The 23380-nt window shown below is 63.7% G+C and carries 18 protein-coding genes and 1 tRNA gene; 9 read left to right on the top strand and 10 right to left on the bottom strand.

The window, feature by feature from the left end; genetic code table 11:
- On the top strand, positions 1-298 hold a 298-nt coding region (locus tag ACI3K3_RS11860; RefSeq protein WP_404913866.1), incomplete at its 5' end, for an L-serine ammonia-lyase, iron-sulfur-dependent, subunit alpha.
- Positions 299-450: 152 nt separating this feature from the next.
- Positions 451-681 (top strand): hypothetical protein, encoded by a 231-nt coding sequence (locus ACI3K3_RS11855; RefSeq protein ID WP_404913865.1) that lies wholly within the window; start codon positions 451-453, stop codon positions 679-681.
- Between the two features lie 54 nt (positions 682-735).
- Here ACI3K3_RS11855 and wecC read toward each other — a convergent pair whose 3' ends face one another.
- The 3 genes from wecC to ACI3K3_RS11840 all read right to left on the bottom strand — a co-directional run bounded on the left by wecC (position 736) and on the right by ACI3K3_RS11840 (position 3761).
- A complete protein-coding gene (gene wecC, locus ACI3K3_RS11850; protein WP_404913864.1) occupies positions 736-2049 on the bottom strand; it encodes a UDP-N-acetyl-D-mannosamine dehydrogenase in 1314 nt (437 codons plus the stop codon).
- Positions 2027-3181, bottom strand: a complete 1155-nt coding sequence (wecB, locus tag ACI3K3_RS11845) for a non-hydrolyzing UDP-N-acetylglucosamine 2-epimerase (RefSeq protein ID WP_404913863.1) — start codon at positions 3179-3181, stop codon at positions 2027-2029. The genes wecC and wecB overlap by 23 nt, the downstream gene beginning before the upstream one ends.
- A gap of 64 nt (positions 3182-3245) precedes the next feature.
- Positions 3246-3761 carry a hypothetical protein gene (locus ACI3K3_RS11840; protein ID WP_404913862.1) on the bottom strand — a complete coding sequence of 172 codons (516 nt, stop codon included), beginning with the start codon at positions 3759-3761 and terminating at the stop codon, positions 3246-3248.
- Between the two features lie 111 nt (positions 3762-3872).
- On the opposite strand from ACI3K3_RS11840, the gene dcd reads away from it, so the two are divergent.
- From dcd to ACI3K3_RS11825, 3 genes are all read left to right on the top strand, one after another.
- Positions 3873-4427 (top strand): dCTP deaminase, encoded by a 555-nt coding sequence (dcd, locus tag ACI3K3_RS11835; RefSeq protein WP_404913861.1) that lies wholly within the window; start codon positions 3873-3875, stop codon positions 4425-4427.
- A gap of 1804 nt (positions 4428-6231) precedes the next feature.
- Complete coding sequence (locus ACI3K3_RS11830) at positions 6232-6807, top strand: DoxX family protein (RefSeq protein WP_404913860.1); 576 nt, start codon at positions 6232-6234, stop codon at positions 6805-6807.
- A 107-nt stretch (positions 6808-6914) separates the two neighbouring features.
- Positions 6915-6990 (top strand) — tRNA-Val (locus ACI3K3_RS11825).
- Positions 6991-8405: 1415 nt separating this feature from the next.
- On the opposite strand, the gene ACI3K3_RS11820 is transcribed toward ACI3K3_RS11825, so the two are convergent.
- A complete protein-coding gene (locus ACI3K3_RS11820) occupies positions 8406-8696 on the bottom strand; it encodes a hypothetical protein (protein ID WP_404913859.1) in 291 nt (96 codons plus the stop codon).
- A 213-nt stretch (positions 8697-8909) separates the two neighbouring features.
- On the opposite strand from ACI3K3_RS11820, the gene ACI3K3_RS11815 reads away from it, so the two are divergent.
- Complete coding sequence (locus ACI3K3_RS11815) at positions 8910-11801, top strand: TonB-dependent receptor domain-containing protein (protein ID WP_404913858.1); 2892 nt, start codon at positions 8910-8912, stop codon at positions 11799-11801.
- Between the two features lie 105 nt (positions 11802-11906).
- On the opposite strand, the gene ACI3K3_RS11810 is transcribed toward ACI3K3_RS11815, so the two are convergent.
- The 5 genes from ACI3K3_RS11810 to ACI3K3_RS11790 form a co-directional block, all read right to left on the bottom strand.
- Entirely contained in the window at positions 11907-12827 is a 921-nt protein-coding gene (locus ACI3K3_RS11810) for an SDR family NAD(P)-dependent oxidoreductase (RefSeq protein ID WP_404913856.1), read from the bottom strand.
- 49 nt (positions 12828-12876) lie between these two features.
- The gene (locus tag ACI3K3_RS11805; RefSeq protein ID WP_404913855.1) at positions 12877-14085 is read right to left on the bottom strand and encodes a CaiB/BaiF CoA transferase family protein; all 1209 of its coding nucleotides are present in this window, start codon (positions 14083-14085) and stop codon (positions 12877-12879) included.
- A complete protein-coding gene (locus ACI3K3_RS11800) occupies positions 14085-15104 on the bottom strand; it encodes an alpha/beta hydrolase (RefSeq protein ID WP_404913853.1) in 1020 nt (339 codons plus the stop codon). Before ACI3K3_RS11800 ends, ACI3K3_RS11805 begins: the two co-directional genes overlap by 1 nt.
- Before the next feature lie 91 nt (positions 15105-15195).
- Positions 15196-16338, bottom strand: coding sequence for a MaoC family dehydratase N-terminal domain-containing protein (locus tag ACI3K3_RS11795; protein ID WP_404913852.1), 1143 nt, complete (start codon positions 16336-16338; stop codon positions 15196-15198).
- A 33-nt stretch (positions 16339-16371) separates the two neighbouring features.
- Entirely contained in the window at positions 16372-17994 is a 1623-nt protein-coding gene (locus ACI3K3_RS11790) for an acyl-CoA synthetase (protein ID WP_404913851.1), read from the bottom strand.
- A 120-nt stretch (positions 17995-18114) separates the two neighbouring features.
- On the opposite strand from ACI3K3_RS11790, the gene ACI3K3_RS11785 reads away from it, so the two are divergent.
- Positions 18115-18894: an IclR family transcriptional regulator gene (locus ACI3K3_RS11785; RefSeq protein WP_404913850.1), complete on the top strand. Its 780-nt coding sequence runs from the start codon at positions 18115-18117 to the stop codon at positions 18892-18894.
- On the opposite strand, the gene ACI3K3_RS11780 is transcribed toward ACI3K3_RS11785, so the two are convergent.
- A complete protein-coding gene (locus ACI3K3_RS11780; RefSeq protein ID WP_404913849.1) occupies positions 18891-19760 on the bottom strand; it encodes a LysR family transcriptional regulator in 870 nt (289 codons plus the stop codon). The genes ACI3K3_RS11785 and ACI3K3_RS11780 overlap by 4 nt on opposite strands.
- A gap of 124 nt (positions 19761-19884) precedes the next feature.
- Here ACI3K3_RS11780 and ACI3K3_RS11775 point away from each other — a divergent pair, with 124 nt between their 5' ends.
- Together ACI3K3_RS11775 and ACI3K3_RS11770 are read left to right on the top strand one after the other, a co-directional pair.
- Positions 19885-21486, top strand: a complete 1602-nt coding sequence (locus ACI3K3_RS11775) for a carboxyl transferase domain-containing protein (protein ID WP_404913848.1) — start codon at positions 19885-19887, stop codon at positions 21484-21486.
- Between the two features lie 22 nt (positions 21487-21508).
- The gene (locus ACI3K3_RS11770) at positions 21509-23365 is read left to right on the top strand and encodes an acetyl/propionyl/methylcrotonyl-CoA carboxylase subunit alpha (protein ID WP_404913847.1); all 1857 of its coding nucleotides are present in this window, start codon (positions 21509-21511) and stop codon (positions 23363-23365) included.
- Positions 23366-23380: the final 15 nt, after the last annotated feature.

The following is a 23380-nucleotide window of genomic DNA, read 5'->3' as shown; positions in this document are numbered from 1 at the left end:
GGTCTGGGGCGGCACGCCCGAGCAGGTCTGCGCGGCGGCCGAGATCGGCATGGAGCACAACCTCGGCCTTACCTGCGATCCCGTGGGCGGGCTCGTGCAGATCCCCTGTATCGAACGCAACGCCATCGCCTCGGTGAAGGCCGTCAATGCCGCCAAACTAGCCCTCCACGCAGGCGAAACCCCGCGGGTCTCGCTCGATCAGGTGATCGAGACAATGCGCCAAACCGGGCTCGACATGTCCAGCAAGTACAAGGAAACCAGCCAGGGCGGCCTCGCCATCAACGTGGTGGCCTGCTGACCTCAGCAACATTTCGACCGATTTCGTTCACGTTCATCGCAACTTCAAGCTCGCCCGCGCTTTGCTGCCCTGCCTCGGCAGGAGCAGGGCGGGTGCGACGTCCTGTTTCAGCCAAGGCTTTGCAGAACATGATTTTTCGAAGGACGAAACAGATGACGAAGATTGGCGCGACTCTCCTTGCAACCCTCGCACTCGGCGCACTCGTTCCTGCAGGCGCCGCGATGGCTCAGCCCAACCATCACCCGGCCCCGCATCATGCCGCGAACCACGCAGTCGTGAAGAAGACGACCGTGAAAAAGACTGTAGTTCGCAAGCCCGCCCACCGGAAGGTTACCTGCCACTACGTCATGCAGCATGGCCGCAAGGTCAAAGTCTGCAAGTAAGGCTTTCCCGGCCCCCGCCAACGCGGGGGCCGGAAACTGCCTAGCGGCTTGGCTTCAGGCGGTAAGCGCCAGCCGGGCATCCTCGTCGCGCACGACGCGCGGCTGGTCAGGCCAGATACCGCGAGTGTCGTAGACCAGCTTGTCGGCACGCTCGGCCAGTGGGACCACGCGGAACACGTCGTGGTCGACAAGCACGATAAGGATCTCGCACGTCTCCAGCGCGTCGTCGATATCGATCTGGGTCACGCCGGTATCGGTGAACTCGATCGGCAGTTCGGCCGCATAGGGCTCCACCACGTGGATGCGGCTGCCGAACTTGCGGGCGAGGCGGCTGGTGACGAAGCGTGCCGGACTTTCGCGGAAATCGTCGATATTGGCCTTGAAGGCGAGGCCCAGGCAGGCGACCTTCGCCTCTGGGTTGGCTTCTACCAGAGCCTCTGCCCGGGCGATGACGTGGCTCATCTTGCGGTCGTTCACCCCGCGCGCGGTGCGGATCAGCGGAGTATCTTCCGGCGCGCCGTGGACGATGAACCAGGGGTCAACGGCGATGCAGTGTCCGCCCACACCCGGCCCCGGCGTCAGGATATTGACGCGCGGGTGACGGTTGGCGAGGCGGATGACTTCCCACACATCCAGCCCCATGCGGTCGGAAACCATCGAGAGTTCGTTGGCAAAGGCGATGTTGACGTCGCGATAGGCGTTCTCGACCAGCTTGGTCATCTCGGCCGAGCGGGCATCGGTGGTGACGCATTCGCCGCGCACGAAGCGCTTGTAGAAGGCCAGTGCCTTGCGCGCGCATCGCGGCGTGATGCCGCCGATCGAGCGATCGTTGTTGGTCAATTCCTCAAGGATGCGGCCGGGAAGCACGCGCTCGGGGCAATAGGCGATGGAGACATCGGGTGTATCGCGCGTAAGTCCGGGAATCCTGAGATCCGGCCGCAGTTCGGCGATGAGGTCGCGCAGCCGATCGGTCGTGCCGACCGGCGAGGTCGATTCGAGGATCACCACGTCGCCCGGCTTGAGCACGGTGGCGACCGAGCGCCCCGCTGCCAGCACGTAGGAGATGTCCGGCGCGTGCTCGCCCGTGTCGGTCTTTTCGAAAGGCGTCGGCACCGCGATCACGAACACGTCGGCCGCCGCGATCTCGGTCGACGCCGAAAGCAACCCGCGCGAGACGACGCCCTGCACCAGGCCGTCGAGATCGACTTCCTCGATATGGATCTCGCCGCGATTGATGGTGTCGACCACCGTTTGCGACACGTCCAGGCCCAGCACCCGGCATCCGGCGCGGGCGATCACGGCGGCGGTGGGCAGGCCGATATAGCCCAGCCCCACCACGCAGACGTCAGGCTTGGTGTCCGACTTCATTGGCAAGCAGCTCCACGATTCGACGCGCGGTCTGCCCGTCTCCGAAAGGATTGTGGGCGCGCGCCATGGTCTCGTAGGCCTCTCTATCGTCCAGCAAGGTTGATATTTCGGTAACGATCCGCTCGGCCGAGGTGCCCACCAGCCGGGCCGTTCCAGCCGCCACGCCTTCCGGGCGTTCGGTCGTCTCGCGCATGACCAGCACCGGCTTGCCGAGCGCCGGGGCTTCTTCCTGCACGCCGCCCGAATCGGTCAGCATGATCTCGGCTATGGCGATCAGGCGCGCGAAATGCGGATAGTCGAGCGGCTCGATCAGGGCGACGTTGTCCAGCCCGGACAGGCGTTCGTTCATCACCTTGCGGACATTGGGATTGAGGTGGACCGGGAAGATCACGGCGCTGTCGCTGCGCTCCGCGATCCTGCGGATGGCGGTGGCGATCTGCTCCATGCCTTCACCGAAGTTCTCGCGCCGGTGGCTGGTGACGCCGATGATCCGCTTGCCCGCAAACCGCGCTTCCAGCTCGGCCAAACCGGCGGCCAGCGAAGGATCGCGCGCTATCTCTGCCGTCACCCAGTGCAGCGCATCGATCACGCTGTTGCCGGTGACATGGACGCGGGCGGGATCGACGTTTTCGTTCACCAGTGCGTTCTGCGCGGTTTCGGTAGGCGCGAAGTGCAGGCTGGCCATCGAACCGATGATCTTGCGATTCACTTCCTCGGGCCAGGGATGATAGATATTGCCCGATCGCAGCCCCGCTTCGACATGATCAACCGGCAGCTTGCGGTAGTAGGCCGCGAGCGCGCCAGCCATGGCCGTGGCGGTATCGCCTTGCACGACCACCCGGTCCGGCCGCGCCTCATCCATGACCTTGCCAAGCCCGGTCAGAAGGTTGGCGGTAAGCGCGTCGAGCGTCTGGTCCGGCTGCATCACGTCGAGATCGTGATCCGGCACGATCCCGGCGATCTCCAGCACCTGATCGAGCATCTGGCGATGCTGCGCTGATACGCAGACCACGCATTCGAAACGCGGATCGGCCTTGAGTGCGTGAATCACGGGAAACAGCTTGATCGCCTCCGGCCTGGTGCCGAAGACGACAAGGATGCGGGCCGGTTGCATGCGGGTCTGTGCGGTCATGGCGAGGGGCATAGCAGCGCTTGGTTCATGCTGAAATTAAAAGACGTTTCATCGCGGCCAGTTTTCAGGCTGCCTCTTCCAGTCCATCCGCCGGCCCCTCGTCGTCATTGGCTACACGCCGCGGCGTGCCCCGTCTCTTTCGCGTGCGGCCCGGCGGACGCGAAAGCCGGCGCGGGCGGCGGCTCAGCAGCCTGGACGCAAGCGCCAGCGCGGCCTTCACTCGCACCGTGGCGGAAAAGATCATCAGGGCGGCCATCGCGTCGAGCAGGGTCGATACCTCGAACATCATCGCCCAGGATGTGAGTTCGGGCAGCGCCATCGCGGAAATGTGCAGCCCCTCAGCGCCGATGAGCCAGCTGACGAACGCTAGAAAACCGCCAATGCCGACCACGAGCAGTACGTGCCCGCACGTGATTCTCGAGAGGCTCCTGCAAAGCGGCCGGACCAGACCATTGCGCCAGGCCCGGCCCCACAGGCTGGCTCGCGGCGCGGTGGCCATGACTAGCAGAATGAACAGAAACATCGCCTTGAAAACCGAAACGATCACGCCGCCCCCTTGCAGTTGGACAAGCGCGATCATGCCGACCTCTTTTCTCCCGGCAAATTAAAAGCGCGCAAAGCCGCGATCCATCGTGGACAATTTCCCGCCCCGGCCTTGCCGCCGCCCCGCGCATCGGCAATCAACGCAGGCATGTCTATCCTCAGCGACAAATGGATCCGCGAGCAGGCGCTCGAACACGGCATGATCGAGCCTTTCGTCGAGGCCCAGCGCCGCGACGGCTGCATCTCCTATGGCCTCTCTTCCTACGGCTACGACGCGCGCGTCGCGCCGGAGTTCAAGATCTTCACCAATGTCGATTCGGCAGTGGTCGATCCCAAGGACTTCGACAGCAATTCCTTCGTGGACCGTGAGACGAACGTCTGCGTGATCCCGCCCAACTCCTTCGCGCTGGCCCGCACGGTCGAGTATTTCCGCGTGCCGCGCGACGTTCTGGTCATCTGCCTCGGCAAGAGCACTTATGCCCGCTGCGGAATCATCGTGAACGTCACGCCGCTGGAGCCGGGCTGGGAAGGCCACGTTACCCTGGAATTCTCGAACACGACGCCGCTGCCCGCCAAGATCTACGCCAACGAAGGCGCCTGCCAGTTCCTGTTCCTCAAGGGCAACGAGCCCTGCGAGACCAGCTATGCCGACCGCGCGGGCAAGTACATGGGACAACTTGGCGTGACCTTGCCGAAGCTATGACCTCTAGCACGAGAACAGTCGTTTTGGAATTTGCGTGTTCTTCGGCAAAACTTCTCGGTTAAGCGCTCGCTTTCCGACAATTTTATTCAAGAGATTAGACATTCGAGACAGATGGGTATCTTCGGCCTAGCTACCTAATCCGCCTCATTTCTCTCGACCAGGTCAGCCAGTCGCGGCCGAAAGATCGCGTGCTTTCACTGCGTGCCGATGTTCGAAATTCGTCTGCAGTGAAAAGAAATCGCCTAGTAAGGTCTTTCAGCCTGCAGCCCGTTCGTTGCGAGGAGTGCGTCGGCGCGCTCATCGCATCGCGTCGCGATATCTCTCAGCTGCTGCCCGGTTGGCTTATCGAAGAACAGTGCTGCCGAACGCCTATAATTAGCGGCCTGCGCTCGCAGAAAAATCGCGTGCGTTTTAAAAGGCATATGGAACATCCACTTCGTTAAGAGAGATTTTTCGCGCAGTTACGCTGATATCGTAAATGGTAGCATTGCAAAAACACCTCTAACCGCGCGGGACTCACGCCCCAACCGTCCTTCCAGAGTATTCTCGTCCTAGTTGCAGGCTCCAGAGCCTGTTACGGCATCTCTCGATCCTTTTTTCGTATCTTTTCCAGTCAACTTTGAACGCCACTCTCCAATTAGAGTTCCGGTATTATGCGGCTGGGGGAATGATGGTTGGCCGTGCTGAGTCGATCGATGGGTAAGCCCTTCGGAACAAGGCGGCTCCTCAGGATTTAGTGGCGACGCCGAGACCAGGAACGATCTTGCACCGGTGGCCTCAGAAGGATGTCAGAATGAACCTGAAAATTGAGGGGGGGCAAGCGTCTCGCAGGCACCGAATGCTTTTGCTGGGATCGCAAGCGCTGCTTGGAGGGCTAGTACTATCCTATGCTGGCTATAACGTTTGGTCGCTCGGACAACATACAGCGCCAGCCATTGCACCGTTGCATGCGCCACTAAGATAAGCCAGCGGGGGATGATGAGCAAACCCCGCTTCCAACGGTATCGGGCGCAGATACGCGCCACGTCCCAGCCTTCCGCCTAATTGCTCAGCGGTTCCGGCGGGTTGTCGGCACAGCGGGCTGTTGAATTTGCCTTGGCATAGAAGACATCGCTGCGTGCGCAAGGAATGCAGCGAGACGTTTCAAACGATCCCAGGCGCGAGGCTCGAGTGTCACTAAATAATCCTTCCAGCGTGGCCAGCGCGGTAAGTTGAGCCTCTATGATTGGCTGACTGGTTGCAATTTTAATCAAAATGCAACCTGAAGCGGCCGTAGCTGGGCCTTGGAATGACCGATGGTCGCCAGAGTTGATCTGCTTGCTGGATCAGCAGCATGGCAAAAGGCCGGAAATGCAAATGCCGGACGGTGCGGAGAAGGCGGCGATCCTGGTGAACGCGACGACCGACGATATGCCGGTAAAGTCGCGATACGGCGTCGTTCGGATCACTTCGGCTCGCTCATGATGGCGAACGCTCCGGGGCAGTTACTACCCCTTACCTTTCAACCTCTTTGCTTTCGATTTGCGACAGGATGTCCAAGTCGTTACGATGGATAGGCGAAAGCTGGTACGCGGACCAACTGGGCTATCAATCCCCCGGAATTTCAATCAAGTCTGCGATGATAGAGTGTCACGTTATCATGGCAGCGAATTGCCTAAGATTTAGGCGGGACGAGCGTAGATCGGCAGCACGTTCCATGTGCGAACCGCTTTGAAAGCTAATTTTGGCGGTAGTGGCCGATCAGGGAACAATCCCCCCAGATGTCCGCTTCTCCCGACATGAACGCCATGTCGGGAGAGAAGACATGTCCAAGATCGCTGCCATTATCGGGCGCTTCCTAATCGCCCTGATCTTCGTGATTTCCGGCGCCTCAAAGCTGATGGACGTCGCTTCCACCGAAACCATGATCGTCGCCGCCGGCCTGCCGGGCGGCCTGGCGATCCCTGTCGGCCTGTTCGAACTGCTGGCCGGACTGTGCCTTGCCGCCGGATTCATGGTGCGGCTGGTGTCGCTGCTGCTGATCGGATTCGTCGCGGCCACCATCCTTTTCTTCCACAATCGGTTCACCGATCCGATGCAGCAGATCATGGCGCTGAAGAATGTCGCGATCATCGGCGGGCTCTGCCTGGCCTTCGCGCATAGCCAGATGTGGAGCCACTATTACGCCATCACGCGCGAGCGTCGGGGCGAGCTCGAAGCCCGCAACGCCGAAGAGCGCATTCGCGACGCCGAAATGCGGGCTGCGCGCGCGGAAGCCCGCGCCGACGCGATCGCCGACGAACGTGCCGCCCCGACTTACGTGGAAACCACACCGCACACGGTCGGCGACGATTACGGCCGACCGGGCCTCACCGGCCGCCGCCGCTGGTTCGACTGGTAGGAGCCCGGATGGGGAAGACCAGTGGACAAACCTCGTCTTCCCCGGTTGACCCGCTCGCGATTTTCCGTAAAGCGGCCTCTATCGAGCGTGCCCTCATGGGTCGCTTCGGGCGGTTAGCTCAGTTGGTAGAGCATCTCGTTTACACCGAGAGGGTCGGGGGTTCGAGCCCCTCACCGCCCACCATTCCCAAATCCAGAGTGCCCGTACGGTTTTAGGGTTCCAAGTTCACGACGGACTTGAGGATGGCAATCGCGGCCACTCGTCTACGCCCTCGATTTCCAGCCTGTGAGAGCGCGTCCATCGGCGCTGCCGCGGCCCCCGACATATGTCCTCGGGATTCACCTGGAGCGGCCTGCATATGATTGCCTTAGCAGTGCCGCCGAAAGCGGCACCGGATCGGGTTGAACGAAAGCTTCAAGGCTTTGCCCCGAAGGCAGATCTAATGCCCCTTGACCTTGGGACGCAGAATTAAAATATTATGGGCGGCGGGAATAACCGCCAGTGTGAGGAGAGTTGGAAGAAAGGAGGCAACACAATGTCCCTCTCCAAATTTCATCATCCATTCGAGGTCGCGGGACATCCGCAGCTCGAGCCGGAGGTCAAGCGCGCAATCCTAGCGTCTTGGGCTTCCGACGTCCGAAAAGTCGAAAATCGTCTCCCTCCAAGGCATTCGCCTAGCGCCTCGGAGCCAATGCGACGCTCCGACATAGTGTCCGGCCCTGCGCAACCTTGATGCTCGGGAGGCATGACATGTCGGAAAGGCTATTCACGCTCTTGCGCCAAGAGCGCAAACGCTTGGAAATTGCGATCGCGAAAGCAGAGGCCGAAAGGCACATCCGTCAGAAGTAAAGCGCCTGAGGGTGCTGCTCAGAATCGTGGATGAGCAAATCTGCTCTTGGATGCGAGACCTCTGTAGCGACGATCCAGACCGATTGATGCAAGCCGCATGAATTGAGATGAGCCGGAGGCTGTGACTCCGGCTCATCATTGCCATCGCCGAACATTGCAGGCGGATTGTCGGCCCGTTGTTCTCGATCCAGGCGATACCCCCGCAGCTCGGCGGTAACAGGGCCTGGGGAAGGAAACTAAGAATCAGGTTTGCAATCGGCCACCAGCCAGTTCTCAGGCCGCACCGCTAGAGCGATTTACTTGTTCTGTACGTCCTCCGCGCAGCCAAGAGAAAGCTATCACAGATCAAGGCTGGAACAACGGCCGCTGCAGCATGTTAACCGGGCGTCGTTCTCCAGCGACGATACGGTGACCACCCCTCTCCCAGGTTCACCGTACGGAGGCCGCCCTTCAAAGGGGGGGGCGGCCTCTTTCGTTTTCAGGTCAAGCCGGGCTGATGAACCGAGCAGCGGCTGGCGGGATCCGGAAAAGAAGCCATCTCGAAGCATTCCATCGGTTCGCTTTGGTGATGACAGGGATCGGAGCCATCTCCTCATTGTTGTGCGTCCGTGCCTTCACAGCCGATCAACTGTTCCACCAGGTCGCGCAATTGCAGGAGGTCAGCCGCGTTACTGCACGCGAGCTCGCTAGCGAGTGGAACCGCTCTCATTTACCATGGTTCGTTACGCTCCCCATATTTGAGCTTTCTCCTACTTGGCCGCGTCGGGGACCAAGCGCCGCAGGGTGGCAGGATCGTTCAAGTCGATCTCCTCGATGCACAACAGGCCTCGGGTTTGTTCGACCTTCTCTTCAAGCCGCTGCAGCACCGCAGGAACGATATCCACGAGTTGGACGTAATCGTCGATCGTCGCCCCTCCGCGGTCGGCCTGCGCGTACCGATATTGGGCCAGCCTGAGCAGGTCATCATCGGTCAGGGGAAGCGTCAGTTGGTCATGTGCCACGGTTGGCCCTTTCACGAATCGAATAACTGCCTGTAGCATGTTCCCTGTATGTTCGCATCAGGCTTGCATGCGGCACACGCCCAGATAGCCACGAGGAGCCGTGTACTCCCGAAATTGCGGGAGTTTTCTTCCCGATACGATATTTCGTATACTATATTTGACAATGAAGGAAATGTGACGCAAACTCGCCGTAACACAACGGGAGTTACGACCATGAGGGGTCACAGAAGGAAGCTTTATTGCGCGGCCGCATTGACCGCGATCATCGCGGGCACGGCACAGGCGCAGGAATCCGCGCCGAGCGATGCCGGTGTCGCCAACGACATCGTCGTCACCGGCACCCGCATCAAGCGTGCGGACCTCGAGAGCAACAGCCCGCAGACCGTCGTCGGCTCCGACGAGTTCCGCTACCAGGGCGCCACCACGGTCGAGCAGGTGCTGAACCGCCTGCCGCAGTTCACCGCCGACGCCAATGAGAACGTCTCGAACGGCTCGGACGGCACTTCCAAGATCAACTTGCGCAACCTTGGCTCGAATCGCGTGCTGACCCTTCTCGACGGTCAGCGCCTGATGCCCTCGCAGGCGATCAACCTCTCCTTCATCCCCAGCGCCCTCGTGGAGCGCGTGGACGTTCTGTCGGGCGGCGCTTCGGCGGTCTACGGTTCGGACGCGCTGTCGGGCGTCGTGAACTTCGTTCTCAAGAAGGACCTCGACGGCGTCCGCATCGACGCTCAGACCGGCTTCAGCCAGCACAATAACAACAACAGCCAGCTGCGCGCCCTGCAGCGCGCGTCGGGCTATGACCCCGCTCCGTCCTCGGTCATCGACGGCGGCAAGCAGGACGTCACCATCGCGGCAGGCAAGAACTTCGCCGACGGCCGCGGCAACATCACCGTCTACGGCGGCTACCGCAAGTTCAGCCCGGTCCGCCAGTCGAGCCGCGACGTCTCCGCCTGCGCCCTGCAGGACCGCAAGTCGAACCCCAATTCGGACGATTTCGACGAACTGTTCTGCGGCGGATCCAGCAACACGCCCTACGGCTCGTTCATTCCGCTCTCGGATCTCAGCCCCTACAAGGGCCAGACGCTCATCAACAACGGCAGCGGCACCCTGGTGCCCTACGATCCGTCCTATGCGTACAACACCGCGCCGGACAACTACTTCCAGCGCTCCGACGAACGCATAACCGCGGGCGGCTTCGCGCGGTACGAGTTCAGCAAGGCGGCCGAGCTCTACGGCAGCTTCATGTACATGAACGACCAGACTTTCTCGCAGGTCGCGCCTTCGGCGGTCTGGTTCGGCACGGCCTTCCCGGTCTCGTGCAACAATCCTTACGCCAACGCCTCGCAGCTTACCGCGATCTGCGGCAGCGCAGCGGGTACCGACACCACCGCTCCCACCAACGTGGGCTACCGCGTGGTCGGCCAGCCCCGCCGCGACAACTTGCGCTTCAACGATTACCGCTACTCGGCGGGCCTGCGCGGCGACATCGGCAGCGGCTTCAGCTACGACGTCAACTACATGTATTCGCTGGTGAAGTTCAAGGAAACCTACCTGAACGACGTGAACCAGGCGAAGGCTGGCCTCGCGCTGAACGCGGTCAACGTCAACGGCGTGCCGACCTGCCGCGCGGTCATCGACGGCACCGACCCGAACTGTATCCCGATCAACGTCTTCACCCCCGGCGGCGTGACGGCGGACCAGGCCGCCTACATCTTCGGCGAGAGCAACACCGCCTCGCGCAACTCGCTCAGCGTGTTCTCCGGCTCGCTTAGCGGCGATCTCGGCGAGATGGGCGTGACCATGCCCTGGGCCGAATCAGGTGTCGGCATCGCGCTCGGCCTCGAGCGCCGCCGCGAGACGCTGAAGTTCACCGCCGACGAAGTCGCGCAGCAGAACGGCGTCCTGCCTTCGGACGGTATCATCGCCGTGACCGAAGCCTTCGGTGAAATCGAGATCCCGCTGATCGAGGACAAGCCATTCTTCAAGTCGCTGACCATCAACGGCGGCCTGCGCTATTCGTCCTACGACAACAAGCAGAGCTCGACCGGCATCAAGTCCGGCTACAACGTGTGGACCTACAAGGGCGAACTGTCGTGGGCTCCGGTCGACGACCTGCGCGTGCGCGCCAGCTACAACCGCGCCATCCGCGCGCCCAACGTGGGAGAACTCTTCGCTTCGCAGGCGGTCGGCAACGTGAACGGCACCGACCCGTGCGCGGGCAGCGATCCGAGCGCCTCGTTCGAGATCTGCCAGGCCACCGGCGTAACCCAGGCCATGTATGGCAGCATCCCCGGATGTCCGTCCGACCAGTGCTCCGGCCTTGGCGGCGGCAATGTCGCGCTCAAGCCCGAAACCGCCGACACCTACACCCTGGGCGTCGTCCTCACCCCGAAGGCGCTGCGCCGCTTCTCGCTGTCGGTCGACTACTACAACATCAAGGTGAAGGACTACATCGGCTCGATCGCACCGTCGCTGATCATGGGCCAGTGCGCCGCCACGGGTGATCCGTACTTCTGCGGCTTGTTCGTTCGCGATCCGCGTTCGGGCCAGGTCTTCGGCCAGAACTCGGGCTATATCATCTCCACGACGATGAACACCGGCTACCTCAAGACCTCCGGTCTCGACGTCAACGCCGATTACACCTTCGACATCGGCAACCTGGGCAGCGTCAACCTGGGCTTGGTCGGCACCTACCTGATCGAGCAGGTCTCGCAGCCGGTTCCCGGCGGCGGTTCATACGACTGCAAGGGGCTGTTCGGCTATACTTGCGGCCAGCCGACTCCGGAATGGCGCCACGTCGCGCGCCTGTCGTGGATGACGCCGACCGATACGACCGTCTCGCTTTCCTGGCGCCACATCGGCGGCACCAAGCTGTCGAGCCTGACCGACAATCCGCTGCTTTCGGCAGACCGTACGGTCGTGAACAGCAAGATCGGCGCCTACAACTACTTCGACCTGTCGCTGACCCAGGCGATCGACAAGCGCTTCACCCTGCGCGCAGGCGTGAACAACATGTTCGACAAGGATCCGCCGGTGCTTGATTCCGGTCTGCTGCAGCTGTTCGGCAACGGCAACACCTATCCGGGCGTCTACGACGCGCTGGGCCGCACGATCTTCGTCGGCTTCACCGCCAACTTCTGATCAGGAGGAACGGCGGCTCCTTCCACCCACCCTGGGAGCCGTCAATCCAGGAAAGCCCGTCCGGTCGCGAAACCGGGCGGGCTTTTTCGTTCAGCCCGGCATCATTCAAGCGACGGTAGCAGCGCGGATCATTCCGAAGCCGTAGAGCAGATGTTCGAGCTGGCCGTCCGGCACCGGCGGAAAGGCCAGCGTCTCGCCGCCCTGGCGGATCGCCTCGATCTCGGCGCCGACCTGCTCCAGCGACCAGTCCTTGCGGAAAGCGCCCTCGTTCTCGACGATCTTGGCGCGGGCCAGGCGCCCCCCCATGGCGACGAACATCTCGCCCGAGGCCGCGCAGCTTTCATGGCAGAGATAGCCGACCATCGGGGCCACCTGCTCCGGTTCCATCGGCGGGAACTGGCTGGTGTCGATACCGTCGGACATGCGGGTGACGGCGGCAGGCACGATCAGGTTGGACTTCACATCCGCGTGCTGCCCCTCGATCGCTGCGGTGTTGGACAGGCCCATGAAACCGGCCTTGCACATCGCATAAGTGACATTGTCAGACTTGCCGTAGAGGCCGTTGATCGAACTGGTCAGCACGATGCGCCCGTAGCCTTGCGCCATCATGTGCGGGAACGCCTCGCGCACGACATGATAGGCGCCCTTCAGGTGGACATCGAGGACGGCGGTGAAATCCTCGTAGGCCAGATCGGTCAGCTTGCCGCGCCGCACGTTGCCGGCCGAATGGATCAGGATGTCGATCCGTCCGAAGGCATCGAGCGCCGACTGGATGATCGCCTTGCCGCCTTCCGGCGTGGCGACGCTGTCGGTATTGGCGGCGGCTTCTCCGCCCTGGCTGCGGATTTCGGCGGCCAGTGCCTCTGCCGGGCCTTCGTCGGTGGCATCGCCCGCCATCGAGACGCCGGGATCGTTGATCACGATCTTGCAGCCCCGGCTCGCCAGCAGCAGCGCATGCGCCCGGCCCAGACCGCGCCCGCCACCGGTGATCACGGCGACTCTATTGTCGAAGCGCAGGTCGGCCATCTGGAATTCCTCTCAAGTTCTTGTCCCCAGCCTTGCCGGATGTGGCCGATCAGGCAACCACTCCCAGCTTTCGGAGCTGCGCAATTCGCTCCGGCGAAAGATCGAGCACGTCTTCCAGGATGGAATCGGTGTGCTCGCCCAGCACCGGCGGCGCGGTGGGCACGGGTTGCGGTGCGTCGGTGAAGCGGATCGGGCGGCCCACGATGGGGATCGGCCCCAAGGTCTTGTGCTGCGTTTCCACAACCATCTCGCGCTCCACCGCCTGCGGCTGCGCCAGCGCTTCGGACACACCCAGGATCGGCGCGTGCGGCACTTCGTGCGCGGTGAAGATCGCGACGAGTTCGTCCACCGTATGCCGCTCGGTAAAAGCGCTGACCACGGCGTTCACCTCCGCCCGCGCATCGCGGCGCTTTTCCAGCGTGTCGTAGCGCGGATCCTCGATCAGTTCGGGGCGATCGATGGAGCGGCAAATGCGGCTCCAGAACCCCGGCGTCAGGCAGGCGACCACGATCGAACCCTCCCGCGCCGGGAAGATGCCGTAGGGGACGAGGTTGGGATGCTGCGATCCCACCCGGCTCGGGTCGGTGCCATTGAAGAAGGCGAGCTGCGCGATGTAGCCGAGCATGCCGATCAGCCCGTCCATCAGGCTGACATCGATATGCCGCCCCACGCCAGTCCGCTCCCGCTCGTAAAGCGCCGAGAGGATGCCGATCGGCCCGTTGATGCCGCCGACCAGATCGCCCAGCGGAATGCCCAGCTTGGTCGGCAGCCCGTCCGGCTCTCCGTTCATGGAAAGCGCGCCGGACATGGCTTGGAGCACGATGTCGAAGCTCGGCCGATCCTTCAGCGGCCCGGTCTGCCCATAGCCGGAGATCGAGCAGTAGATCAGGCGCGGATTGATCGTCTTCATGGCTTCGTAGCCAAGGCCCAGCCGGTCCATCACGCCGGGGCGGTAGTTCTCCACCAGCACATCGCACTTCGCCGCCAGATCGCGGACGAGCGCCAGCCCTTCCTCGCTCTTGAGATCAACGACGATGGATTTCTTGCCGCGATTGACCGCGAGGTAATAGTGGCTCTCGCCGTCCCGCGTGGGCGGAAACGTACGCGTCTCATCGCCAGTGCCGGGCGGTTCGATCTTGAACACTTCGGCGCCCATGTCGGCCAGCGCCAGCGAGGCGGCGGGGCCGGCAAGCACGCGGGTGAAATCGATCACGCGCACACCCGCCAGCGGCCCGGCCCAAGGTTCATTTGCGACCATCAGTTCAGGTTCTCGCGAAAGAAGGAGAGGATCGCCGCCACGGCATCTCGGCCCTCGGGAATGCCGAGATTGTAGTGGTAGCAGTGCCCCATCCCCTCGCCCACGATCAGCGTCGAGCGCACGCCCGCCTTGAGCAGTTGCGAGTTCGTGAAGATCGCCGGGCTGAGGTCCATGGCGCGTGTGCCGGTGATGACGAGCGTGGGCGGGAATGTGGCCAGCACTTCCAGATGATAGCCGGGCCAGGCGCTGGGATCACGCGGGTCGCAGCCGTCGAAATAGCCGCGAGTTATGTCGACAGGGGTGCTGCCGTCTGCGGGCGGCGGCGGGAACGAGCCATCGATATAGCCAGCGACGTAGGCGGACTCTCCCGCCCCGAACGGCACGCCGCCCGCGCCGAAAATGCCGACCGCGCCTGCCTGCGGCAGTCCATGTGCCGGCAGCCATGCGGCCGCCTGCGCGGTGAGAGCGCCGCCTGCCGATCCGCCGTAGATGCCGATCCGGCCGGGGGCATAGTCCGTCAGCAACGCGGCATAGACCGCCGCGACATCCTCTACCCCTGCCGGATGGCGATGCTCGGGTGCCATGCGATAATTGACGCTGACGACGCGGAACTTGCCGAGGGCGGCGATGGGGATCGCCTCCATGAGCGCGATTCCATCCCACCCCACGGTGAAGGCCCCGCCGTGCAGGTTGATAAGCACGCGCTGCGGATCGTGGCTGCCATCGGCGGGGGGGACGTCGAGCACTTCGACGCCGCCGATCACCCTGGGGGAGATCTCGACCGCGAAGTTCTCTCGCAGCCGCGCCACCCCGGCAGCAGCATAAGCGTTGATCTGCTCACGCCGCACCGCGACGTCCGCTTCCTGTTCGCCCGCCGCATCGAATGCCGGTGTGGTCGCCTGGGCACGCTGGAAGGCCGCCGCTTCCTCGCTCAGCAGGTCGGAGACCGGCAGGACGAAGGCAGGCACTCGCACATCGCCATTGGCTTCGAACTGCGGCCCGGCCTGATCCTGTCCCATAAGCTCTCCGTTGTTATCTTCGCCAGCATACGACACGGCCCGAACCTTTCGCAAAGGTCCGGGCCGAAATCGCTCCCCCGTTATGCGGCGATCAACCCTTGCTGGGCAGTTCCGCAACGGCGGTGCCGAAGGCCGAAAGCTCACCGCGATGGGTGGTGGCCTTCTGCGCCACTTCGACGAACTTCTTGCCGCCTTCCTCGAACTTGCGCGTCACTTCGCCGGTGATGATGATCGCGTCGCCATCCGGGTTGTGGCGGCGGATCTGGCAGTCGGACTTGGTGAGGAAGCCGTCGTCGCCGATCCAGTTGGTCATGTGGTGCGTCAGCCACGAGCAGCGCTCCGGACCGTAGTCGTATGCGCCCGGCGCGCCGACTTCGAGAGCGAAGGCTTCATCCCAGTGAACGCGCTCGGGGCAGTCCGGCACGTTGAAGCGGTTGCGGATGCCCAGGCCCGGGTGGGCCTTCTGCATCTTGTAGGCCAGCTTGTTGGCGCGGATGTAGAGGCCGCCCCAGCCCTGCGCGTAGCAGATGAAGCCGGTGACGGTCATCGGGCCCTTCATCATCGGCGGCAGCTTGTCGCCGACGTTCACGTCCTCGAAGTAGCGCGGGGTGGCGCCGCGGATCTCTTCCTGGTCGTAGATGTCGTAGAATTCGTCCAGCTGTTCCTGGGTGAACGGTTCCACGCGGCCGCGCGCTTCGGTGTACTTGGTGCCGCGCTCGCGCGCCTCGTCACGGTCGGTGCGGAACACCCACGAGTCCGCGCCGGCAACCTGCTCGCCGTTCTGGTTGAAGAAGTCGACGTGGTAGATCTGCTGGAACGAGCGGCCGGCGAACTTGGTCTGGTGCTCGACCAGATCCTTCAGATAGGCAACCGTGGTGATCGTGTCGTTGCGCAGCACCGGCTTGTGCCAGGTCCAGTCGGCACCCGCCCACATGGCGTGGACGCCCGAAAGACCGCCGCAGTAGCCCGAGACGATGCGGCTGGTGGTGAACAGGAACGAAGGCAGCGCGACCAGCGAGCCGTACTTGGTATTCGCGGCATATTCCGGATCGCACCACAGCGGATTGTCGTCGCCGATGCCGTGGGCGTAGTGGCGGATCGCGTCGCGGGTGGCTTCATAGTTCCACGGCTCGACGGTGTTCTCGATCTTCACGCCGATGCGGGCGCGCAGATCGTCGAGGCCGGCCTCGGTGATCTTGGGGAACTTGGATTGGGGCTCTGCTGTGGTTGCCATTTCGGTACTCTCCTAGATTCTCGAGATTGGTTTTCAGCCGACCGCGGGGACGGCATTGGGGGCAGCTTTCGCCGCCTCCCGGTCGCGCAGCATCTTGCGGTGGACCTTGCCCGCCGGGTTCTTGGGAAGTTCTTCCACGAACTCCACGATGCGGGGGAACTCGTGCTGGGCCAGACGTTCGCGGGTGAAGTCCTGAAGTTCCTTGACGAAGCCATCGTCACCCGCACGGTTGGCGACGACGAAGGCCTTCACCACTTGCCCGCGCTGTTCGTCCGGCACGCCGATCACGCCGCATTCGAGGACGTTCTCATGCCGCAGCATGGTGTTCTCGATCTCGACGGCGGACATCGTCCAGCCCGCCGAGATGATCACGTCATCGGCGCGGCCGCAGTGATAGAAATAGCCTTCCTCATCGATCTTCGCGCGGTCCTTGGTGGTCATCCAGGAGCCGCCCCGCCAGAGCATCAGCTCGCCGATCTCGCCGGGCGCGGTGGGCGTGCCGTTGGGACGCTGCACTTCCAGCTTCTGCCCCGGGACCGCCTTGCCCAGCGAGCCGGGCTTCACCGTGAAATCGTCCGCGCCGGGATAGTTCACCAGCACCACGCCGATCTCGGTGGTGCCGTACATCGAGCAGACGGGCACCTTGAAGGCTTCGTCGATGAATTCCAGCGTCGCCGGATCGATCGGCTCGCCGGTGTAGGACAGCTTGCGGAAGTGGAACTTGTAGTCCCCCGCCGCGCCGCTGTTCTTCATCATCCGGTAGTGCGTGGCCGCCGCCGACATATTGGTGATGCCATAGTCGTCCAGCGCCTTCATCAGCCGCACCGGATCGAAGCGCCCGGCGAAGGTGCCGGTGGTTACGCCAAGGCCCAGCGGGGCCAGCGTACCGTGCCACAGGCCGTGCCCCCAGGCCGGCGAGGACGGGCAGAAGAACTCGTCGCCCTCGCCGTTTGTGGTCTTGGGACGGATGCCGGTGCCGTAGAGCGCCGCGAACATCAGCGTCACCAGCGCCTTGTGCGTGTGCTTCACCGCTTCCGGCAGCTCGCGCGTGGTGCCGCTGGTATACTGGAACACCGCAAGGTCGCCCGCCTTCGTCTTCGGCTCGTAAGTCGCCGGGAACTTCGCGATCTCGTCCAGCAGGCCATCATCGGCAACGATCACGCGCAGCCCGTTCTCCGCCGTCACCGCACCGCGTGCGAGATCCGCCTTCTCGGCATTGGTGATCAGGATGGCGGGCTTGCAGTCGTCGATCCGCAGCTTCAGCGCGTCCGGCCCGAACAGGGTGAACAGCGGCACCGAGATCGCGCCGGTCTGCATCGCGCCGAACAGGCAGACGTAGAACGGCAGCGAAGGTTCGAGCATGAAGGCGATGCGCTCGCCGGGCTTCACGCCTTCGGCATCGAGCCAATGCGCGAAGCGGGCGGCGCCGGCGGCGATCAGGTCGAAGCTAAGGATTTCATCGCGGCCGCCCTCATTTCCCTTGGCGGCGTGCGCGATACGGACGGCGGGACGGCCCGAACCGTCGGCATGGCGGGTGATGCACTCGTGGGCGATGTTGAGCACGTCGCGGTCGCCATCGAACAGCTCCCACAAAGCGGCCGACGAGGCCTGCGCCTGCGCATCGGCATAGCTCGTCAGTTCAGTCAGCCTAACCATCGCTCATCCCATTTCCGTGGATCGAAACGACTCCAGCATCGCCGTTTGTCCTTGTGTTCAACAAATGTGATAGAGCGATCTTGATTTGTAAATATTGAATGTTATTCTGTATATTGAACAATGAGCAGATCAGCCCCCCTGGAAGACGCCGTGCGCGCCAGCAAGGCCCCCGCCATCGCCCGGGCGGCGGCAGTCCTGCGCCTGCTGGGCAAGCGGGGCACACCGATGGGGGTGCAGGCCATCGCCCGTGAACTGGGGCTGGTGCCCAGCACATGCCTTTATGTCCTGCGGGCGCTGGTGACCGAGGAACTGGTGGCTTTCGATGCGGATACGAAGCGCTACGCGCTCGACGCCGGCGTGCTCACCCTTGCGCGCGCCTGGCTGAGAAGGGACCAGTTCAACGACCTCGCCCAACCGCAACTCGATCGGATCGCGCGCGAATTCGGACTGACCACCCTGGGCGTCCAGATTTTCGGCCTGGACCACATCATCGTCACCGCGATGTCGCAGTCCGAGCGGAATTTCCAGCTCTCGACGCAGGTCGGCAGCCGCTTTCCCGCGCTGGTTTCCGCGACCGGGCGCTGCATCGCCGCCTTCGGCGATCGTGCCTTGCCAGACCTCAAGCCACGGTTCGACGCGCTACGTTGGGAGGATGCGCCATCCTGGCCGGAATGGTGCGAACAAGTGGAAGAGGCGCGCCAAACCGGCGTGGCGGTGGATGCCGGGCACTATATCTCCGGCGTTACCGTGGCCGCAGCCCCGGTCTGGAAAAGCGGGCGTACACCCAGCCACGCCCTCGTCGCGATCGGGATCGGCGCTGCCCTGCGCGAGGAACTGGGCGGACTGAAGCAGGCCCTTGTCGGTGCCGCCCGGTCGCTCAGCGAGCAGCTGACTGCCTAATCTTGAGCAGGTGTCGCGCGGCCCAGATGCCGCCGCACGATGTCCAGGAAGGCGCTGCCTTGCACGGCGGCACCGTGCAACAGGCCGATCTCCCGCACGAGTTCGAAATCGCGTACCGGCACGAAACTGACAGTGCCGTCCGCAAAGCCTTCCGGCATCATGCCGACCCCGGCTCCGCTGCGGATTACCGAGAGAACGCGCTCGTCGCTGGTGGTCTTCAGCACGAAGCGCGGACGCACCCCCCGCTGCGTGAAGAAGCGATTGATTTCCGGCAGCGCCTCGCAATGACGGCGCAGAGCCATGCGATCCTGCGCCAGTTGCTCCGCCAGGACTTCGTTTTCTCCGGCCAGCGGATGCTCGCGCGGCAGCACCATCATGTAGCGTTCGCGGGACAGCACCTCCGGCCGGTACCGCGCATGATGCGGCCGCACCACGGTGAGCGCCACATCGATACGGCCGCGTTCGAGGCGTTCGGCCAGGTCGCGCTCGCCGCCGTCCAGCAGTTCCAGCGCGTCGCCGGAGAGTTCGTGGTGCTCTGCCAGCGCGCGGCCGATCAGACGGTTGGGGATGGTGTTCAGAACGCCCACACGCAGCAGGCTCGATTCGGCGGGCTCGGCCAGTTCGACCAGCGCGTGCTCGTACTCGGCGGCGATGCGGCGCGCGCGGATGAGGAACCTGCTGCCGGCCGGCGTCAGGGCAACGCGCTGGCGATCCCTGTCGAACAGACGCGCGCCGAGTTCACGCTCCAGCTTGGCGATTCCCGCCGAAAGCGTGGGCTGGGTCACCGCCACACTGCGGGCGGCCCGGCTGAAATTGCCGGTTTCGGCCACGGCCAGGAAGTAACGCAGCAGATATTGATCGATCATAGATGCTGTCTATTACGAAGGGCGGAAACTTTCAATTTCCGCTGATGGTTCGGCGTGTCTACATGGAAGTGACACGTTATTCTGGTTGAAAAGAGGCCGAGCGGCCCGATCGGAGAAGGAAAGCATGAGCGCACCGGTGCTCCAGACGAGCCTGAATCCCGACAGTCCCGAAGCGCAGGCGCGCGATCGTCACAACCGCGCCCTGGTGGCGGAACTGCGCGGCAAAGTCGCCCGGGCCGCGCTCGGCGGCAACGCGAAGTCGCGCGAACGCCATGTTGCCCGAGGCAAGCTGCTGCCGCGCGAACGGGTGGAGAGACTGCTCGATCCGGGCTCGCCGCTGCTGGAACTGGGCCAGCTCGCCGCCGAAGGGCTCTACGAGGACGACATTCCCGGCGCCGGCCTGATCACGGCCATCGGCACGGTTTCCGGGCGCCAGTGCATGATCGTCTGCAACGACGCCACCGTGAAAGGCGGCACCTATTACCCGATCACCGTGAAGAAGCACGTCCGCGCGCAGGAGATCGCCCAGGAAAACAACCTGCCGTGCATCTACCTGGTCGACAGCGGCGGCGCCAACCTGCCGCACCAGGCCGAAGTCTTCCCCGACCGCGACCACTTCGGCCGCATCTTCTTCAACCAGGCGCAGATGTCCGCCAAGGGCATCCCGCAGGTCGCCTGCGTCATGGGAAGCTGCACTGCAGGCGGCGCCTATGTCCCGGCGATGAGCGACGAATCGGTGATCGTGAAGGAACAGGGCACGATCTTCCTCGCCGGCCCCCCGCTGGTTCAGGCGGCGACCGGCGAGGTGATCTCGGCAGAGGATCTCGGCGGCGGTGATCTCCACAGCCGCAAGTCGGGCGTGACGGATCACCTGGCCGATAACGACGAACACGCGCTCACCATCGTGCGCGACATCGTCAGCCACCTCGGCCCGCTGCATCATCACGACCAGCCTTTGCGCGCGCCGCGCCCGCCCAAATACGACCCCGAGGAACTCTACGCGATCGTGCCGGAAGACGTGCGTGCTCCTTACGACGTGCACGAGGTGATCGCCCGCATCGTCGACGGATCAGAATTCCACGAGTTCAAGGCGCTCTACGGCACCACCCTGGTCTGCGGCTTCGCGCATATCCATGGCCAGCCGGTGGCGATCCTCGCCAACAACGGCGTGCTGTTCTCGGAAAGCGCGCAGAAGGGCGCTCACTTCATCGAACTCGCCTGCCAGCGCCGGATTCCGCTGCTGTTCCTCCAGAACATCTCGGGCTTCATGGTCGGCGGCAAGTACGAAGCGGAGGGCATCGCCAAGCACGGCGCCAAGCTCGTCACCGCCGTCGCCACCGCTTCGGTGCCCAAGATCACCGTCTTGATCGGCGGCTCGTTCGGCGCGGGCAATTACGGCATGTGCGGGCGCGCCTACGATCCGCGCTTCCTGTTCACCTGGCCCAATGCGCGCATCTCGGTGATGGGCGGCGAGCAGGCCGCCTCGGTGCTGGCGACCGTCCACCGCGACGCCGCGAAGTGGTCGCCCGAGGAGGCGGAAGCCTTCAAGGCGCCTATCCGCCAGAAGTACGAGGACGAGGGCAATCCCTACTACGCCACCGCACGGCTGTGGGACGACGGCGTGATCGATCCGGCCCAGACCCGCGACGTGCTGGGCCTTGCCCTTGCTGCCTGCCTCGAAGCCCCGATTCCGAAGGCGCCCCGCTTCGGGGTGTTCCGGATGTGAGCGGCGAAACGGGAGACAAGACATGATTCAATCGCTGCTCATCGCCAATCGCGGCGAAATAGCCTGCCGCGTCATCCGCACCGCCCGCCAGATGGGCATCCGCACCGTCGCGGTCTATTCCGACGCCGACGCCGATGCCCTGCATGTGCGCGAGGCGGACGAGGCCGTGCATATCGGCCCCTCCCCGGCACGCGAAAGCTACCTCGTGGGCGAGAAGATCCTCGCCGCCGCGAAGCAAACCGGCGCCGAGGCGATCCATCCCGGCTACGGATTCCTTTCGGAGAATGCCGAATTCGCGCAGGCGGTGATGGATGCGGGCTTGGTCTGGGTCGGGCCGAACCCTTCCTCGATCACGGCAATGGGCCTGAAGGACGCAGCCAAGAAGCTGATGGCCGCAGCCGGTGTCCCGGTGACGCCGGGCTACATGGGAGAGAACCAGGAGCCTGCCTTCCTGGCCGCCGAAGCCGCGAAGATCGGCTATCCCGTGCTCATCAAGGCCGTGGCCGGCGGCGGCGGCAAGGGCATGCGGCTGGTCGAGGCGCCCGAGGATTTCGTCGATGCCCTGGCCTCATGCAAGCGCGAGGCGTCCTCCTCGTTCGGCAACGAACATGTCCTGATCGAAAAATACATCGCGAGCCCGCGGCACATCGAAGTGCAGGTCTTCGGCGACAGCCACGGCAACGTCGTTCACCTGTTCGAGCGTGACTGCTCGCTCCAGCGCCGTCACCAGAAGGTGATCGAGGAAGCCCCGGCGCCCGGCATGGACGCGGCGACACGGGAGGCGCTCTGCGCGGCGGCCGTCCGCGCGGCCAAGGCCGTCGACTACGTGGGCGCCGGCACGATCGAATTCATCGCCGATGGTTCGGGCAAGCTCTCCGCCGACCGCATCTGGTTCATGGAAATGAACACCCGGCTTCAGGTGGAGCATCCGGTGACCGAGGAGATCACCGGCGTCGATCTCGTCGAATGGCAGCTCTTGGTGGCGAGCGGCGGGAAACTACCGAAATCGCAGGAAGACCTCACCATCGACGGATGGGCGATGGAAGCGCGTCTCTATGCCGAAGACCCGGCCAAGGGCTTCCTGCCCAGCATCGGCAGGCTGGAACTGCTGGAATTCGGTGAGGCCGAAGGGGCCGAAGGGCGAGGGCGCATCGACACCGGCGTCTATGAGGGCGCCGAAGTCTCGCCGTTCTACGATCCGATGATCGCCAAGGTCATCGCCTGGGGCGAGGACCGCGACGAGGCACGCGAACGCCTGGGCGAGATGCTGGAGGACAGCGCGGTCTGGCCGGTCCGCACCAATGCCTCGTTCCTGGTCAAGGCCTTGCAGCATCCGGATTTCGCGGCAGGCAAAGTCGATACCGGCCTGATCGGTCGTGACGGGGAAGCCATGGCGCAGGCGCCGCTCCCTTCCGACGAAGTGCTGGAAGCGGCCGCGAATTCGCTGGTACCGGCAAATGCCCTTCCCGGATTCCGTCTCAATGCCGCGCCGATGCGTTCGGCCTGGTTCTCTCTCGACGGCGAGAAGGTCGAGATCGCGCTGACGGGTGAAGGCAGCGAGGAACCGGACGATGCCGTGCTCGTGACCGAACAGGGTCAGGCCTGGCTGCTCGCACCCTGGCGCCGGGACGGCGTGCACGGCGGGGCGGACGCGTCAGGTGCGATCCTCGCGCCGATGCCCGGCAAGGTCATCGCGGTGGAAGTTGCCGAGGGGCAGGCCGTGACCAAGGGGCAGAAGCTGCTGACCCTGGAAGCGATGAAGATGGAGCACACGCTGACCGCGCCGTTCGACGGGGTGGTCGCTGAACTCAATGCCGTTGCCGGGGCGCAGATCCAGGTGGAAGCCCTGCTCGCGCGGGTCGAGCCGGTAGAGCCGTGAGAAAGTAGGCGACCC

Origin of the sequence: Novosphingobium sp. ZW T3_23 (assembly GCF_044987305.1) — a bacterium.
GTDB lineage: Bacteria > Pseudomonadota > Alphaproteobacteria > Sphingomonadales > Sphingomonadaceae > Novosphingobium.
The sequence above is the reverse complement of the archived record's forward strand: the minus strand, read 5'-3'. Positions and strand labels throughout refer to the sequence as shown.